The sequence below is a fragment of the Moorena producens PAL-8-15-08-1 genome, assembly GCF_001767235.1.
Lineage (GTDB): Bacteria > Cyanobacteriota > Cyanobacteriia > Cyanobacteriales > Coleofasciculaceae > Moorena > Moorena producens_A.
Genome location: NZ_CP017599.1, coordinates 3,059,542 through 3,075,250, shown reverse-complemented (window position 1 = coordinate 3,075,250; position 15,709 = coordinate 3,059,542). Strand labels below are relative to the sequence as shown.

18 protein-coding genes are annotated in these 15,709 nt (G+C 42.7%); 10 read left to right on the top strand and 8 right to left on the bottom strand.

Annotation, left to right across the window (positions count from 1 at the left end; all coding sequences use genetic code 11):
- Positions 1 to 324: 324 nt before the first annotated feature.
- From BJP34_RS11580 to BJP34_RS11550, 7 genes are all read left to right on the top strand, one after another.
- Complete coding sequence (locus BJP34_RS11580) at positions 325 to 768, top strand: peptidoglycan-binding domain-containing protein (protein WP_070392481.1); 444 nt, start codon at positions 325 to 327, stop codon at positions 766 to 768.
- A 329-nt stretch (positions 769 to 1,097) separates the two neighbouring features.
- Positions 1,098 to 1,487, top strand: coding sequence for a peptidoglycan-binding domain-containing protein (locus tag BJP34_RS11575; protein ID WP_070392479.1), 390 nt, complete (start codon positions 1,098 to 1,100; stop codon positions 1,485 to 1,487).
- A 329-nt stretch (positions 1,488 to 1,816) separates the two neighbouring features.
- A complete protein-coding gene (locus tag BJP34_RS11570; RefSeq protein ID WP_070392480.1) occupies positions 1,817 to 2,260 on the top strand; it encodes a peptidoglycan-binding domain-containing protein in 444 nt (147 codons plus the stop codon).
- Between the two features lie 329 nt (positions 2,261 to 2,589).
- Entirely contained in the window at positions 2,590 to 2,979 is a 390-nt protein-coding gene (locus BJP34_RS11565; RefSeq protein WP_070392479.1) for a peptidoglycan-binding domain-containing protein, read from the top strand.
- Between the two features lie 687 nt (positions 2,980 to 3,666).
- Positions 3,667 to 4,083 carry a peptidoglycan-binding domain-containing protein gene (locus BJP34_RS11560; protein ID WP_070392478.1) on the top strand — a complete coding sequence of 139 codons (417 nt, stop codon included), beginning with the start codon at positions 3,667 to 3,669 and terminating at the stop codon, positions 4,081 to 4,083.
- A gap of 180 nt (positions 4,084 to 4,263) precedes the next feature.
- Complete coding sequence (locus BJP34_RS11555) at positions 4,264 to 4,710, top strand: hypothetical protein (RefSeq protein WP_083305105.1); 447 nt, start codon at positions 4,264 to 4,266, stop codon at positions 4,708 to 4,710.
- Positions 4,711 to 5,221: 511 nt separating this feature from the next.
- The gene (locus BJP34_RS11550; protein WP_070392477.1) at positions 5,222 to 5,680 is read left to right on the top strand and encodes a peptidoglycan-binding domain-containing protein; all 459 of its coding nucleotides are present in this window, start codon (positions 5,222 to 5,224) and stop codon (positions 5,678 to 5,680) included.
- 811 nt (positions 5,681 to 6,491) lie between these two features.
- On the opposite strand, the gene BJP34_RS42975 is transcribed toward BJP34_RS11550, so the two are convergent.
- The gene (locus BJP34_RS42975) at positions 6,492 to 6,668 is read right to left on the bottom strand and encodes a hypothetical protein (RefSeq protein WP_158517140.1); all 177 of its coding nucleotides are present in this window, start codon (positions 6,666 to 6,668) and stop codon (positions 6,492 to 6,494) included.
- 118 nt (positions 6,669 to 6,786) lie between these two features.
- Between BJP34_RS42975 and BJP34_RS42970 the strand changes: the two genes are divergently transcribed.
- Positions 6,787 to 6,990 (top strand): hypothetical protein, encoded by a 204-nt coding sequence (locus BJP34_RS42970; RefSeq protein ID WP_158517139.1) that lies wholly within the window; start codon positions 6,787 to 6,789, stop codon positions 6,988 to 6,990.
- Positions 6,991 to 7,023: 33 nt separating this feature from the next.
- On the opposite strand, the gene BJP34_RS45540 is transcribed toward BJP34_RS42970, so the two are convergent.
- The 6 genes from BJP34_RS45540 to BJP34_RS45535 all read right to left on the bottom strand — a co-directional run bounded on the left by BJP34_RS45540 (position 7,024) and on the right by BJP34_RS45535 (position 10,263).
- Complete coding sequence (locus BJP34_RS45540; RefSeq protein ID WP_193431317.1) at positions 7,024 to 7,191, bottom strand: hypothetical protein; 168 nt, start codon at positions 7,189 to 7,191, stop codon at positions 7,024 to 7,026.
- 30 nt (positions 7,192 to 7,221) lie between these two features.
- Positions 7,222 to 8,235 carry a tetratricopeptide repeat protein gene (locus BJP34_RS11540; RefSeq protein ID WP_070392475.1) on the bottom strand — a complete coding sequence of 338 codons (1,014 nt, stop codon included), beginning with the start codon at positions 8,233 to 8,235 and terminating at the stop codon, positions 7,222 to 7,224.
- Positions 8,205 to 8,978 (bottom strand): RNA polymerase sigma factor, encoded by a 774-nt coding sequence (locus BJP34_RS11535; protein ID WP_070392474.1) that lies wholly within the window; start codon positions 8,976 to 8,978, stop codon positions 8,205 to 8,207. Before BJP34_RS11535 ends, BJP34_RS11540 begins: the two co-directional genes overlap by 31 nt.
- A complete protein-coding gene (locus BJP34_RS39395) occupies positions 8,975 to 9,241 on the bottom strand; it encodes a hypothetical protein (protein ID WP_149030924.1) in 267 nt (88 codons plus the stop codon). Before BJP34_RS39395 ends, BJP34_RS11535 begins: the two co-directional genes overlap by 4 nt.
- A 34-nt stretch (positions 9,242 to 9,275) precedes the next feature.
- Positions 9,276 to 10,010 carry a helix-turn-helix transcriptional regulator gene (locus BJP34_RS11530; protein WP_070392473.1) on the bottom strand — a complete coding sequence of 245 codons (735 nt, stop codon included), beginning with the start codon at positions 10,008 to 10,010 and terminating at the stop codon, positions 9,276 to 9,278.
- Between the two features lie 88 nt (positions 10,011 to 10,098).
- The gene (locus tag BJP34_RS45535) at positions 10,099 to 10,263 is read right to left on the bottom strand and encodes a hypothetical protein (RefSeq protein ID WP_168166504.1); all 165 of its coding nucleotides are present in this window, start codon (positions 10,261 to 10,263) and stop codon (positions 10,099 to 10,101) included.
- 301 nt (positions 10,264 to 10,564) lie between these two features.
- Here BJP34_RS45535 and BJP34_RS11525 point away from each other — a divergent pair, with 301 nt between their 5' ends.
- Positions 10,565 to 14,158: an NB-ARC domain-containing protein gene (locus BJP34_RS11525; protein WP_070392472.1), complete on the top strand. Its 3,594-nt coding sequence runs from the start codon at positions 10,565 to 10,567 to the stop codon at positions 14,156 to 14,158.
- 155 nt (positions 14,159 to 14,313) lie between these two features.
- Here the strand turns inward: BJP34_RS11525 and BJP34_RS39390 are convergent, their stop codons facing one another.
- On the bottom strand, positions 14,314 to 14,526 hold the full coding sequence (locus tag BJP34_RS39390; protein WP_149030923.1) for a hypothetical protein: 213 nt from the start codon (positions 14,524 to 14,526) through the stop codon (positions 14,314 to 14,316).
- A gap of 676 nt (positions 14,527 to 15,202) precedes the next feature.
- On the opposite strand from BJP34_RS39390, the gene BJP34_RS11515 reads away from it, so the two are divergent.
- On the top strand, positions 15,203 to 15,457 hold the full coding sequence (locus BJP34_RS11515; protein ID WP_070392470.1) for a hypothetical protein: 255 nt from the start codon (positions 15,203 to 15,205) through the stop codon (positions 15,455 to 15,457).
- The last annotated feature ends 252 nt before the right edge of the window (positions 15,458 to 15,709 follow it).

Genomic DNA, 15,709 nt, shown 5'->3' with positions numbered 1-15,709 from the left:
CCAAATTAGTGCGTTCGGGTAGCGTGACGGTCAATGGCGAAGCGCTCTTTGGACTAATCCCTGATCTTGTCGGGTGCGTTAACAACGTGTAACGCACCTTTTTTGCTATCAGTAATGGGTTCCGGTAGCGGCTCCGAGCTTTTTCAGCCAACACACTGAAAGGGCTACAAGTTTTGCGGCAAAAGGGTTTTGGGCTTTGAAATGGGTGTGAATGGGGTGAGTCGAGATCAAAAAATTGGTGCTAACTCGAAAAATTCCAAAATAGGGCTTTGAGATCGTCTTAAAGGTGTAGAGACAAAAGACAGAAAATAAAAACTTTGTCCAATGTCGAAACCTGAAAAGGTATTCCATCGTAAACCTCAAATCATTAATAAAAAGAAATCCATCATGGTAACTAACACTATCAATTCTAAATCTGCACCAGCTAATGGTTCTGCACTAGCTAATGGTTCTGCACCAACTAATGGTTCTGCACTAGCTAATGGTTCTCAAGTAACTAGTCAGGCTAACGCTGCTTACGTCACCCACCTACCAGTTTTGAAAAAGGGAACAGCCGGTGAAGCTGTCCGCTTTCTCCAGCAGTTCTTAATTTGCTACATGGGCTATTCTTTGGTTTTTGACGGACAGTTTGGCTCCCAAACAGAACAGGCAGTAAGGAATTTCCAAAGCGACTACAACTACTTCGGCAAATCTAATCCTGACTACTTGATTGTTGATGGGATTGTCGGTAAAGACACCTATCGTGCCATCGGTAATATGTTTTGCTAAAGATCCCGAATTAGTGCGTTCGGGTAGCGTGACGGTCAATGGCGAAGCGCTCTTTGGACTAATGCCTGATCTTGTCGGGTGCGTTAACAACGTGTAACGCACCTTTTTTGCTATCAGTAATGGGTTCCGGTAGCGGCTCCGAGCTTTTTCAGCCAACACACTGAAAGGGCTACAAGTTTTGCGGCAAAAGGGTTTTGGGCTTTGAAATGGGTGTGAATGGGGTGAGTCGAGATCAAAAAATTGGTGCTAACTCGAAAAATTCCAAAATAGGGCTTTGAGATCGTCTTAAAGGTGTAGAGACAAAAGACAGAAAATAAAAACTTTGTCCAATGTCGAAACCTGAAAAGGTATTCCATCGTAAACCTCAAATCATTAATAAAAAGAAATCCCTCATGGTAACTAACACTATCAAGTCTAACTCTGTACTAGCTAATGGTTCTCAAGTAACTAGTCAGGCTAACGCTGCTTACGTCACCCACCTACCAGTTTTGAAAAAGGGAACAGCCGGTGAAGCTGTCCGCTTTCTCCAGCAGTTCTTAAATTGCTACACGGGCTATTATTTGGTTCTTGACGGACAGTTTGGCTCCCAAACAGAAGGGGCAGTCAGGGATTTCCAAAGCTACTATAACTCCCTCTACAAATCTAATCCTGACTACTTGATTGTTGATGGAATTGTCGCTAAAGAAACCTATCGTGCCATCGGTAATATGTTTTGCTAAAGAGCCCAAATTAGTGCGTTCGGGTAGCGTGACGGTCAATGGCGAAGCGCTCTTTGGACTAATCCCTGATCTTGTCGGGTGCGTTAACAACGTGTAACGCACCTTTTTTGCTATCAGTAATGGGTTCCGGTAGCGGCTCCGAGCTTTTTCAGCCAACACACTGAAAGGGCTACAAGTTTTGCGGCAAAAGGGTTTTGGGCTTTGAAATGGGTGTGAATGGGGTGAGTCGAGATCAAAAAATTGGTGCTAACTCGAAAAATTCCAAAATAGGGCTTTGAGATCGTCTTAAAGGTGTAGAGACAAAAGACAGAAAATAAAAACTTTGTCCAATGTCGAAACCTGAAAAGGTATTCCATCGTAAACCTCAAATCATTAATAAAAAGAAATCCATCATGGTAACTAACACTATCAATTCTAAATCTGCACCAGCTAATGGTTCTGCACTAGCTAATGGTTCTGCACCAACTAATGGTTCTGCACTAGCTAATGGTTCTCAAGTAACTAGTCAGGCTAACGCTGCTTACGTCACCCACCTACCAGTTTTGAAAAAGGGAACAGCCGGTGAAGCTGTCCGCTTTCTCCAGCAGTTCTTAATTTGCTACATGGGCTATTCTTTGGTTTTTGACGGACAGTTTGGCTCCCAAACAGAACAGGCAGTAAGGAATTTCCAAAGCGACTACAACTACTTCGGCAAATCTAATCCTGACTACTTGATTGTTGATGGAATTGTCGCTAAAGAAACCTATCGTGCCATCGGTAATATGTTTTGCTAAAGAGCCCAAATTAGTGCGTTCGGGTAGCGTGACGGTAAATCGCGAAGCGCTCTTTGGACTAATCCCTGATCTTGTCGGGTGCGTTAACAACGTGTAACGCACCTTTTTTGCTATCAGTAATGGGTTCCGGTAGCGGCTCCGAGCTTTTTCAGCCAACACACTGAAAGGGCTACAAGTTTTGCGGCAAAAGGGTTTTGGGCTTTGAAATGGGTGTGAATGGGGTGAGTCGAGATCAAAAAATTGGTGCTAACTCGAAAAATTCCAAAATAGGGCTTTGAGATCGTCTTAAAGGTGTAGAGACAAAAGACAGAAAATAAAAACTTTGTCCAATGTCGAAACCTGAAAAGGTATTCCATCGTAAACCTCAAATCATTAATAAAAAGAAATCCCTCATGGTAACTAACACTATCAAGTCTAACTCTGTACTAGCTAATGGTTCTCAAGTAACTAGTCAGGCTAACGCTGCTTACGTCACCCACCTACCAGTTTTGAAAAAGGGAACAGCCGGTGAAGCTGTCCGCTTTCTCCAGCAGTTCTTAAATTGCTACACGGGCTATTATTTGGTTCTTGACGGACAGTTTGGCTCCCAAACAGAAGGGGCAGTCAGGGATTTCCAAAGCTACTATAACTCCCTCTACAAATCTAATCCTGACTACTTGATTGTTGATGGAATTGTCGCTAAAGAAACCTATCGTGCCATCGGTAATATGTTTTGCTAAAGAGCCCAAATTAGTAGGGATATAGCACAGGGCGGTGAACTCAGCCCCCACCGCCTGTTACCATCATCTGATCACTGGTGACTGGTCACTGAATTACTCCCAACTCAACCCAAAATACCTCGCCGCATCCTGGCAATTAAGGAGGTATCATCTGAAGATCAGGTCATAATTATACCATAAATTCTTGACCAAAATCAAGTCCTAAACCTAAACAGTTTTAAAATAGATAATATCTAACTACCGACCAAACTCCCTCAAGTTTACCTCTGAACAGCCCCCATTAAGGGGGTTTTTTGATGCTAACAGAATCCCAGGAACTCCCGACCGGCTATTTGGTCTATACAGCTCGTTACTGTTAGTAATTAATCCAATTTAGCGTTATCTTGTACTCTCTGTCACAAACACAAGGGAAGGGATCTAGCCTCGGTTGATCCAGAGGGGAAATTGTCCCTGACACTGAAAGGGCTACAAGTTAGCTGACAAAAGGGTTTTGAGAGGTGAAGTGGGGTGAATGGGGTGAGTCGATATCAAAAAATTGGTGCTAACTCGAAAAATTCCAAAATTGGCTTTTGAGATCGTCTTAAAGGTGTAGAGACAAAAGACAGAAAATAAAAACTTTGTCCAATCTCGAAACCTGAAAAGGTATTCCATCGTAAACCTCAAATCATTAAGGAAAAGAAATCCATCATGCTAACTAACACTATCAATTCTAAATCTGCACCAGCTAATGGTTCTGCACTAGCTAATGGTTCTGCACTAGCTAATGGTTCTGAAGTAACTAGTCAGGCTAACGCTGCTTACGTCACCCACCTACCAGTTTTGAAAAAGGGAACAGCCGGTGAAGCTGTCCGCTTTCTCCAGCAGTTCTTAATTTGCTACATGGGCTATTCTTTGGTTTTTGACGGACAGTTTGGCTCCCAAACAGAACAGGCAGTAAGGAATTTCCAAAGCGACTACAACTACTTCGGCAAATCTAATCCTGACTACTTGATTGTTGATGGGATTGTCGGAAAAGAAACCTATCGTGCCATTGGTAATATGTTTTGCTCTCACGGGGTGACAAGCAGCCATAACCTAAGAGAGGAGGAGCATTGTAGCAATTAACCCTGGGGAAAAAATCAAGGGATTTCATCCCGACCGTCTATGATAATGATAATCTAACACCACTGGGGTAGTACCATCGCTACTACCCCAGTGGTGAGTTGATGTTCTGTGTTAACAAACCAGTGTCTTCACAATGGCTGATGATTAATGGTAAAAAAATCTCGGTCTGTATCATGAGTAATGACCGAGAAAATGTTAAATCAATTACTATCTTATCAACAACATCTCCAGCTTTACTTAAATCACAAACAAATCCTAACTTTAGAGATACTAGTTTCCTTACTGCCAGCTCACAAACAAGTAACACTTGAAAAGTTAGCGGCTTATTTACCTTTACCTATTCTTTATGAAAGTCGTCGGCGACATTTACAAATATTCTTGATTCTTAAAAAGATTAGTTTACTATTAATCTGGTTGAAAATTATTAAATATTTCGTAAACAATGATTTCCAAAAAGGAATTCGTATTCTGGTTATCATTGATGGAACTAAGTGGCAAGATGACAATCTATTAATGGTGAGTGTCCGCTATCAGAAAAGAGCGATACCAGTGTACTGGAAATTCTTAAAAAAGAAAGGGAGTAGTAATAAGCGTGGAGCAAATTGCTGTACTACGTCCAGTTATTAAGCTCTTCAAAGATTATCAAATAGTAGTCATAGGAGACAGAGAGTCTCAAGTTTACCTCTGAACAGCCCCCGTTAAGGGGGTTTTTTGATGCTAACAGAATCCCAGGAAGTCCCGACCGGCTATTTGGTCTATACAGCTCGTTACTGTTAGTAATTAATCCAATTTAGCGTTATCTTGTACTCTCTGTAACAAACACAAGGGCAGGGATATAGCCTGGGTTGCACCAGGGGTAAATTGTCCCTGGTGCATCTCATATTTGTAAAAAAGAAGGGGCGGGGGCGCGGGAAGTGTGGGAATTTTTGCCTAATTTCATCCATTGAGATGCACCCAATTGTCCCTGACACTGAAACGGCTACAAGTTAGATGGCAAGAGGGGTTTGAGAGGTCAAGTGGGTTTAATGGGGTGAGTCGATCGACAAAAATTGGTGCTAACTCGAAAAATTCCAAAATAGGGTTTTGAGATCGTCTTAAAGGTGTAGAGACAAAAGACAGAAAATAAAAACTTTGTCCAATGTCGAAACCTGACAAGGTTTTCCATCGTAAACGTCAAATCATTAAGGAAAAGAAATCAATCATGGGAACTAACACTATCAATTCTAACTCTGTACTAGCTAATGGTTCTGCACTAGCTAATGGTTCTGCACTAGCTAATGGTTTGGCACTAGCTAATGGTTCTGAAGTAACTAGTCAGGCTAACGCTGCTTACGTCACCCACCTACCAGTTTTGAAAAAGGGAAAAGCCGGTCAAGCTGTCCGCTTTCTCCAGCAGTTCTTAAATTGCTACATGGGCTATTATTTGGTTATTGACGGACAGTTTGGCTCCCAAACAGAACAGGTAGTAATGAAGTTCCAAAGCGACTACAACGAAACCCTCTACGAATCTGATCCTAACCACTTGATTGTTGATGGGATTGTCAGTAAAAAAACCTATCGTGCCATCGATGATATCTTGACTCTACGGTCATGCTAAATAAACACTTTGGCAAAGGGACTGAGGCCGTGGGCCACGCGGGGCGCGTTCGGAGCAGGGGAAAGAGGCCGTATTCAGAAAATTTTGCTAGTTAAATAGCCTAAGAACCCTTGTACCGTAAGCTTTCTGAGTTTTTTAACTGTCGGTTTAGCATAAAAGGTACTGAAGAACCAATATCTTTTGGTGACAGCTCCCACACTGACTCTTTGAGTTCAGTGTGGGCAACAAGCGCCAATCCAGCTATTGCTTAGGAGGCGCTGGGCTTTAAGAACGGACTGCCCTCTCTTGATGCAAAGCGCGAGTGGGGGAAACCCCCTTTGGCCGACTGCATCGCTGCCGCTCTGTTTTTTTGGTCTTTTGTTTAATAATGTTTGACCAACTTTCCAGCATTTATGGCCTTTGGCCACGCTACGCGAACGGCTTTGAAAGTCAGTATTTCCAGTATAACACATCAATTGGTCTTTTGTGAAAGACTCTGTGCAAAATTCATCCCTGGAGACGAAACCTGATTGTTAGTGGAGCCAAAATCGGCAAAGTTTTAACCCTTTTACGCATAACCGACTAACCATAAAGGCGACCCTATCCTTACGGTAACTTTAAACACTCATGCTGCGCATGTTGGTTGTGGGGCTTCTTTTGCCGGAAGCTAAAGATCCCGAATTAGTGCGTTCCCGTAGCGTGACCTACGGTCAATCGCGAAGCACTGCCCTTTGGGCTAATCCCTGATCTTGTCGGGTGCGTTAAGCAAGTGTAACGCACCTCTTTAACTATCAGTAATACTTTCCCATAGCAGCTCTTTGCTGAGCATCGCTTATCCTAGGGTTAACACTCCCATGGGAAAATCCACAACTAAACGCTTTGTTCGTAACCACAAAACACCTAAAAGACTATTCACCAGTTGATCTCCTCCTAACACTTCAACCGTAAACTCCTCTTCCTCAATAACCACCTTTCCCTCATATAGCGTTTGTATTTGAGATGTGAACATAGGATTGATATAAAAAGGGAACAGGGAACAGCGGATCACCGGAACAGGGAACAGTAGTCAAGATATCCGAGCAGTTTTTGGTATTATGATAAATCATCAGTAAACCCTGTATCTAACAGTGCCATTACGGCAAAAATCTCTCCATCATCAGACATCAAGCCAATTTCAAAAAACAACTCTCCTCGACTATTACGGCGGTTTGCATAACTATCAGGTACACAGGATTGTTTTCCTTCTTCCCTCTTCCCTCTTCCCTCTTCCGAAGTCCCTGCTCCCTGCTCCCTGCTCCGAAGTCCCTAAAAAACCAGAACTTTGTACCTAAATGAATTGCAAACCGCTTTAAATTCACCTTGGATCATATTGTTCCACAAGTTCCTGTTTCATTAATTCGCATAATAATACACTTTTCACCTGGATGTTGATAACGGGATTTTGCCAGTGCTACCTTTTCATATTCATCGATAAAATACTCCCCACTATCAGGTTCAATAATAATAAACCAATCATAATGCTTTTGAATCAATACGGTGCGTTACATTTCCTGCTTCGCACCCTACAACTTACATAATGCTCCATAAACTAGCCAATTATTCGGGTATAGATGATCAGCTTTATCAATAACTTCAACCGCCCTTTTCTTTTCACCCCTATCAGACAAAAACCGGGAATAATAACACCAGCCATTAGGATTATTTGGGTACTCCTCAGTAAACTGCTTCAATATAGCCAGGCTTTTTGCTGATTCTCCTCGCAACCGATAATAGTCAGCCTGCAACTGGTGAGCATCAGCGGAGTGGGGAGCCAGTTTCAATACAGCATTAACTATCTTTTTAGTCTGCTTCCCTTCTTTACCCAATACTAATTTCATCCGGCAACGATAGGCCAAGCGTCGTTTTAAAACTGAGTAATCACCAGGGGCTAACTCTTCTGCTCTACTTAACCTCAACTCTGCTGACTGAAAATCACCCAGTATTAGGAGTGCATCATAACTGTGAATCATAGCAACAATATCATCTGGCTGAAGTAACAAGATTTGCTCAAAAGCTTTCAAAGCAGCGTGAGCATGATCCAGTTCCATCTCAACCCGCCCCAATGCCAGCCAGTGAGACGGATTTTCTGGCTCAGAAGATGCGGCTGTCTCAAAGGCTTTTACTGCTTTCTCTGGCTGACGGCGACAGAGCTCTATCAAACCCCGGATATGATGCCCAGTAGCAACATTACTGGATAATGGCAAAGCACTCTCATAAACCTCAATTGCCTTAGCCACCTCTCCCATCAACTGTAAAAGTTTCCCCAGTTTCAACCTTACCTGAATTAATTGAGATTGCCGCTGAATAACTTGGTGATACTCCTTAACAGCCTGCTCCCAGTTTCCACTTTCATAGAGTAAATCAGCCAATTCCAACCGTTTTTTCCATCCAGAGGGATACTGCTGCACATAGTTAGTTAAGGTTTTCAACTTCTGCTGTTTTCGGGTGGTTTTTTTATCTAATACCAGTTGTACATTTAACTCGACCTTTGAAGACTGGGATAAGGTTACCAAACAGGGGTTAGTGTTTCTAGACATATCGCTGTTACCTCATAGTTTATTTTATCATTAATTTGCTCAAAATGGCACTTTTTTGTTGTCGCATTTTGAGATGGAATCACGGATTTTTTAGTTTTAACTTCATCCCAAATATCATCCTTTTCAATCTCTTTTAACAAGGGGGGAGAATCATCTATGCCTGATAGATACCGCTTCAACTGCTTTTCCATAATTGCTCGCCCCTTTTGAATGCGTTTGTAAACGTTATCCACCGATAGAGCAAGTTTTTTGGCAATGTCTGGGTAGGGTATATCTTGGTAAAAATGCAACACAAAAGGCTCTCGCAGTTGGGGAGACAGAGCGTCTATTTCACGGCGGATATACATTCGTAACTCGCGACGGAGAATAGCTGACTCAGGAGAGTAATCACTAGAAGCTAATGTCTGGTGTTCTCCCACTGCCATTTCTTCAATGCTATCCATACCAATTGCACCTCTGTGGCGTTTTCGATGCAGATCTACGCAGAGGTTATGAGTCATTCGAGTTAGCCATGCTTTGGGATTAGTAATTTTTTCGGCGTGGTGTGGTAGTTTATCCCACGCCTTCATTCTGGCCAGACTTAATGCTTCTTCAGCATTGGTGCGATCGCCTCCCATCCAAGTTACGCACCGACCGTAAAGATAGTCTTGATTGACCAGCCATAACTTCCAAAAGGCAGTGCGATCGCCAAGAGATATACTTTTTAATAGATTAATCTCGTCTAATTTTGTTTCTGTTTTCATTTTTTTGAAGAAAATTGAGTGAAGTATAAGTAGTCGTACAAAATTAGGTTTAACTGTCGAGATAGGGAACAGGGAAGAGGGAATCGGGAATCGGGAATCGGGAATCGGTAAACCATTCTGTGTACCTCATAGCTATGAAAAACGCTATAAGCGCGTTTGTATTTGAGATGTAAACCTGTATGGTCTTTTTTTATTGTCCAATAAAACTCTGGATTTCTTGCCCCTTTTGCCTTTTGCCTTTTGCCTCTTGCCTTTTTCAGCAATAACTGTATTTACAAACTAGATCAAAAAACTATATTAATTTTGATACTGCATCACTTCTTTTTGTTTAGCGTAAATGCTTTTCAGGTGCTTCTTAACAGTATTGATGCTGATATATAGCTGCTGTGCAATTTCTTCGTAACTTAAGTTAGATTTTTTAAGTAACCATACTTCCTTTTCCCGGTGACTTAAGCCATATTTAATAGCATCAGTAATAGCGGAATTTTGGGTAGATTGATGTTTATCTTCTAGGGTGACTAACAGATAAGGATTTCGGGATAACTCTAACGTTAACCATCTAACCCTAACCCGAAAGTTAACTGACTTATTCACTTTAATTTCAGTTTCGATAATTAGTTTGCGATCGCTAAACAACTCACGACTATCAATTAATGATTGGCAAACTCCCCAAATTGGCTGAGGGATAGAATTTATCGGTGACTTACCTTGAGAGATTTGAGAGCAGATTCGACGTCCACACTCATTGGCATGAAACAACTCTTGGTTAGTAGTTATAATCAGCACCCCATCAACAAAGCCTTCAATAATTGCTTTGAGCAGTAATGGCAAACCTTCTTCTGAATCTAACTCTGGCTTACTGCTTTCGGGTTTAGTCGCTTCTACTTTGATTGATTGTGGTAAACTACAATAGTGTTTAAAGTGTTTGACATAATCTAGTTTTTTCTCCGGTTTTTCAAGCTCATATGTGCTTGAAAAAACTTGGTTTACATCAATAGAAATGGGTTTGGTCAAGAGTTGTTGATTAGTCATGATGAACCTTGATTATGATAAATTACTTGGGCTTATTCCAAATGCCATCGATCAACTAATTGGTTGTTTTACGTTTTCCATTTAGCGATCAAATTATTTCTATTTTTAGCACCCCACTGGCGCTGCTGAAATTATTATCAAAGATAAATTCGCTGTAATCAGCTAGGTTATCTAGTCCAAGGAAGTTGAGCCAAATTTCTAACAATAGCCATAACGTTGTTCTTGCCAACAGTTTTTTATAGAGCACATTCATGGTTTTATGTAGGATAAAATTCCTAGAATATATAGCAGTTTTGAATTGGGTGAGGTACTTTCCTCCTGGGTTTTAGGGACTGGGGAAACCCCCTTTGGCCGACTCCATCGCTATTGCCTTTTGCCTTCCCCCCTTCCGGGCGGGGGGTTAGGGGGGATTCCTTTGCTATATATTCATCAAACCCCACTGCATACTGACTTACCGCCTGAGATGATCTGACTTGTGACTAAATTGTGAAGAATTTGTGACTGAATTTTCCTTTGTCAATGGTATAATCCCTACAGTCATGATCAAATGAGCCATGCCCAGGTCGCTCAAAGTCCGTCAGGACTGCATTGAAAAAGTTAAACTGGCAGTCAGGCGTAACGGTTTTCCGAGCCAGAGGGCTTTGGCTGAAGATGTGGGGTTTGCCTTAGCCACAGTCAGCAACTTCCTGACCGGTAAACCGGTTGACTATATTACTTTTGAAGAACTTTCTCAGAAATTGGCACTGGAATGGAGAGCCATTGCCAATTTGGATTTTGACCTGCCATCCCAGGCTGTAGATGATGTACTATCGCAGGCTGTAGATGATCACTCATCCCAGACTGTAGATCAAAAGCCACAGATCACAACCTCTAGCAAACGCCAAGACTTGGGAGAAGCAATTGATGTTACCAATTTCTACGGGCGCAAGGAAGAATTAGCCACACTCAAACAATGGATTATTAATGACCATTGCCGACTGATTACCTTAATTGGCATGGGTGGAATTGGTAAAACAACTTTGTCTGTCAAGTTAGCCCAGGGTCTACAATCGGAATTTCAGTACCTGATTTGGCGAAGTTTGCGTAATGCGCCACCCATTCACGAGCTTTTGACGGACCTGATTGGGTTTTTGTCCGATCAGCAAGAAACTACTTTACCAGAAAGCTTAGATGGTAAAATCTCCTGTTTAATCGACTATCTGCGGGCAGAGCGTTGTTTGTTCATCTTAGATAATGTAGAGTCAATTCTATCCCCTGACCAACGGGCAGGAGCCTATCGCCCAGGATATGAAGGCTATGGGCAACTCCTCAGAAGCTGGGGCGAGACTAACCATCAAAGTTGTCTGGTGTTGACCAGTCGGGAGAAACCCAGAGAAATTAGAAACAAAGAAGGTGTAAACGCTCCGATTCGTTCCCTGAGGTTACCTGGCTTAACCGAGGGAGAAGGGAAGAAAATTCTCGCGGAAAAAGGCTTTTCTGTCTCAAAAGACGAATGTCAAGCACTGGTAGAGTTTTATGCAGGCAATCCTTTAGCATTGAAGATTGTTGCCACCACAATTTATGAGTTGTTTGACGGCGATGTGGCTCAGTTTTTAGAAGAAGGCACTATTGTCTTTGGTGATATTTCCGATTTAATGGACCAGCAGTTTAATCGCTTGTCAACTTTAGAACAACAGGTGATGTACTGGCTGACCCTTAATCGAGAATGGGTCTCATTTAAGGAGCTACAAAGGGACATTATTCCGGCTGTTTCATTCAAACATTTATTAGAAACCTTAGAATCTCTACAATTGCGCTCAATGATTGAGAAGACTTCGGGAAAATTTACTCAACAACCCGTGGTGATGGAGTATGTCAGCGATCGCTTAATTGAACAGATTTTCTGCGAAATTCAAACGGGAGAAATAGCACTATTGGAGCGCTGTGCCTTAATCAAAGCCCAAGCCAAAGATTATCTGAGAAATGCCCAAATTCAGCTGATTCTAAAACCGATTACCGAGCAACTACTCAACCTGCTTGGTCTCCCAGAAAATGTCCAAAACTATTTGAATCAAATTTTATCAAAACTGAAGTCTTTTCCCCCTCGAAAACCCGGATATGCCGGGGGGAATGTTCTCAATTTACTCTGGCAGCTTAATCTTGACCTGAGTGGCTATGATTTTTCTAACTTAACGGTTTGGCAAGCTTACCTACAGGGCATGAATTTGCATGGAGTCAACTTTGCCAATGCCGATTTAAGTAAGTCGGCTTTGACTCGCACCTTAGGGGGGGTTTTATCAGCGACCTTTAGCCCAGATGGGAAACTCCTGGCAACCAGTGTTGATAATGAGATTTGGTTGTGGGACGTTGCCAACATCAAACAAATTATTACTTGCAATGGTCATACCGCTTGGGTGCAATGCCTGGCTATTAGTCCAGAGGGAGAAATTTTAGCTAGTGGTAGTAACGACCAAACGATCAGGTTGTGGAATGTCCACACCGGGCAATGTCTAAAAACACTGCGAGGTCATACCAGTTGGGTGCAATCCCTAGCCTTTAGTCCAGAGGGAGAAATTTTAGCCAGTGGTAGCCATGACCAAACGGTAAAGCTGTGGAATGTCCACACCGGAAAATGTCTGCAAACCTTGTCAGGCCATAGCAATCCGGTATTTTTTACTACCTTCAGTCCCAATGGACAAAGGTTGGTCACTGGGAGTGAAGACCAAACTGTCAGAGTCTGGGATGTCAACACTGGTTCTTGCCTGCAAGTCCTAGAAATCCCGATCAATTGGGTATTATCGATTGCCCTTAGCCCAGACGGAGAAACATTGGTAACTGGAAGTGATGGCACAACGGTAAAATTTTGGGATTTAGCCAGTGGTGAGTGTATCAAAACATTACCAGACTACAACAGTCATGTGTGGTCAGTGGCTTTCAGCCCAGATGGTAAAACACTGGTGACTGGTAGTGAGGATACAACGGTTAAAATCTGGGAGGTGGAAACCGGGAAATGTCTCCAAACATTGCACGAGTATAGCAATTCCCCTTTAGGTAATAGCTACGCTTCACGGATTTGGTTGGTTGCTGTTAATTCGGATGGTCAAACCTTGCTGAGTGTGAGTGAAAACCAAACCATGAAGTTATGGGATATCCACACGGGACAATGTTTAAGAACAGTGGATGGGTATAGTAATTGGATCTTATCCGTGGCTTTTAGTCCAGATGGTCAAATGTTGGCCAGTAGTAGCGAAGACCAACGGGTAAGATTGTGGGATATTGAGACGGGGCAATGTGTACAGACCTTGTCAGGACATACTAATCTGGTCTCATCAGTCACTTTTGCTCCCAAAGACGATCAGATTCTGGCCAGTAGCAGTGACGACACAACTATCAAACTTTGGGATGCAAATACAGGAGAGTGTTTGCAAACACTGTGGGGACACGATAGTTGGGTGCATGCGGTCAGCTTCAGTCCAGAGGGAGAAATTTTAGCCAGTGCCAGTCGTGACCAAACGGTAAAGCTTTGGGATTGGCATACCGGAGAATGTCTGCACACCTTAGAAGGGCATATTCAGCACGTCAAAACCATTAGTTTCAGTCCCTGCGGTAAAATCCTAGCCAGTGGTAGCCATGACAACACGATCAAACTTTGGGATGTCAGTACCGGAACCTGTCTACAAACATTGCCAGGTCACGAGGATTGGGTTTTATCTGTTGTGTTCAGTCCCGGTGCCAATCTGCTGGCCAGTGCCAGTGGAGACCAGACTATTAAACTGTGGGATGTTGAGACGGGGCAATGTCTACAAACCTTATCCGGTAACACATCTCGAGTCAGAACAATTGCCTTTAGTCCAGATGGCAAGAGTTTAGCCAGTGGCAGTGATGACCAGACTGTTCAACTGTGGGATATCAGTACAGGTACTGTTCTCAAACTATTTCAGGGACACGACAAAGCAGTCCGGTCAATTGCCTTTAGTCCTAATCCTCCTGTGTTAGTGAGTAGCAGCGAAGATGAAACCATTAAGCTTTGGAATCTTGACACCGGTGAATGTGTAAAAACTATGAGAATTGATCGACCCTATGAAGGGATGAATATTAAAAACGCCATTGGTTTAACCAAACCTCAGAAAAACACGTTAAAAGCTCTAGGTGCAGTAGAGAAAGATTAAGGGGAGCAGGGAGCAGGGAGCAGGGAGCAGCTAAGAGGCAAGAGGCATGCTAGCAATAGGCATGCTAGCAAGAGGCAATAGGCATGCTAGCAAGAGGCAATAGGCATGCTAGCAAGAGGGCAAAAACCTTGTGTACCTCATAGCTATGAGAAACGCTATATTATGTCGGGATAATTACCCTTAATACAAATCTCCCTCATCTCCCTATCTCCCCATCTCCCCATCTCCCCACACTCCCCTTCTTTTTTACAAATATGAGATGCACCCCCTATCGGAGGAACTTGTAGGGTGGGCAAAAACAGTTGGTTTTTTGGAGCTGTAGGGTGGGCAAAAAGCGATGCAGCTTCGGAACAGGGGGTTTCCCCCACTCGCGCTTTGCATGGCTGACACAGTTTGGTTTTTTTGAGTATTAATGATGAGAATACTTTGCCCACCCAACTGGAATTGGTATTTTTTTGAAAGTCAAGTACCCTACCTATCGGAGGAGTCAGGAGCTTTACTTCAGGGCTCAAAATACCCTGAATTAAAGCCTGGCACCGCAATGGTTAATCCCTTGACAAATCAGCTGTTAATATGCTATGCTAGAAATAGAGATTATTATAATAGAACAGGGTAAGCCCAAGAAATATTCAGCCAAAATGTGATCTAGGGCAAGGATTATGACCATAGTAAGCCTTGATTCTTAGCACTATAGCGCTTATATTTATCACTATTGTTAAGAATAATTCGGCGTTGCTGAATTGAAGTATTAATTTAAATCGTCTGGTTTTGGGAAAGCCCCCGTTGGTCCCCATCTGTAAAATAGCCTTGCATCCGCGCTCTTCCCCCCAGTATTGGGGGGTTAGGGGGGCGGGGGACGAAAGAAAATTTTGTTCCCCCCCCGGTGCGCTTACAGTCGTCGAATTAAATTCGCCACTGCTCGCACCGCAAAATTGGGGGGCTAGGGGGGCTCAATCATACCCAGAATCAGCAACGCCAATAATTCCTCTTTATTGAGTCTTGCGCTTACCCCGTATCATACAGTTGGGGTTAAAAACAGTGGCTATGGAAAATACAGAACCTAACCAAAATTCTGAAGAGCAAGTAGTAGAAAATACATCTGGCGATACTAACCCCTTAGGGGACGATCGCTCCGACTCTCAGGAAACAGTAACAACTCCTGAAGAAGCTGAAGTAAAAGCTGGATCGAGTGATGAAAATGTCGAAACAGATAATCAAGACACTAAAGAAATTACCGCACCAGAATCTAATCCAACTACTAGTGAGCGTTCTCCAGGAAAAACCGATAGAGGTTTATAATCCAGGAGTTCTATTCTTGGGCGAGAATTGACCAACTCAGCGATCCCCCCTAACCCCCCTTAACTAAGGGGGGAATTAGAGAAAAAAGTGCTCCTGATGAAGGTATAATTAGAGAAAAAAGTGCTCGTGATGAAGGAGAGAATTAGAGAAAAAAGTGCTCCTGATGAAGGAGAGAATTAGAGAAAAAAGTGCTCCTTAATAATGGTGATTTAGGGGGTTATAAATCAGGAATTAACAAAACTGTAACTCCTT

Bases quoted from the DNA above. Each gene is read 5' to 3' on its own strand.
- BJP34_RS11580 (WP_070392481.1), top strand. From the start codon at position 325: ATGTCGAAACCTGAAAAGGTATTCCATCGTAAACCTCAAATCATTAAT.
- BJP34_RS11575 (WP_070392479.1), top strand. From the start codon at position 1,098: ATGTCGAAACCTGAAAAGGTATTCCATCGTAAACCTCAAATCATTAAT.
- BJP34_RS11570 (WP_070392480.1), top strand. From the start codon at position 1,817: ATGTCGAAACCTGAAAAGGTATTCCATCGTAAACCTCAAATCATTAAT.
- BJP34_RS11565 (WP_070392479.1), top strand. From the start codon at position 2,590: ATGTCGAAACCTGAAAAGGTATTCCATCGTAAACCTCAAATCATTAAT.
- BJP34_RS11560 (WP_070392478.1), top strand. From the start codon at position 3,667: ATGCTAACTAACACTATCAATTCTAAATCTGCACCAGCTAATGGTTCT.
- BJP34_RS11555 (WP_083305105.1), top strand. From the start codon at position 4,264: ATGACCGAGAAAATGTTAAATCAATTACTATCTTATCAACAACATCTC.
- BJP34_RS11550 (WP_070392477.1), top strand. From the start codon at position 5,222: ATGTCGAAACCTGACAAGGTTTTCCATCGTAAACGTCAAATCATTAAG.
- BJP34_RS42975 (WP_158517140.1), bottom strand. From the start codon at position 6,668: ATGTTCACATCTCAAATACAAACGCTATATGAGGGAAAGGTGGTTATT.
- BJP34_RS11540 (WP_070392475.1), bottom strand. From the start codon at position 8,235: ATGTCTAGAAACACTAACCCCTGTTTGGTAACCTTATCCCAGTCTTCA.
- BJP34_RS11535 (WP_070392474.1), bottom strand. From the start codon at position 8,978: ATGAAAACAGAAACAAAATTAGACGAGATTAATCTATTAAAAAGTATA.
- BJP34_RS11530 (WP_070392473.1), bottom strand. From the start codon at position 10,010: ATGACTAATCAACAACTCTTGACCAAACCCATTTCTATTGATGTAAAC.
- BJP34_RS45535 (WP_168166504.1), bottom strand. From the start codon at position 10,263: ATGAATGTGCTCTATAAAAAACTGTTGGCAAGAACAACGTTATGGCTA.
- BJP34_RS11525 (WP_070392472.1), top strand. From the start codon at position 10,565: ATGCCCAGGTCGCTCAAAGTCCGTCAGGACTGCATTGAAAAAGTTAAA.
- BJP34_RS11515 (WP_070392470.1), top strand. From the start codon at position 15,203: ATGGAAAATACAGAACCTAACCAAAATTCTGAAGAGCAAGTAGTAGAA.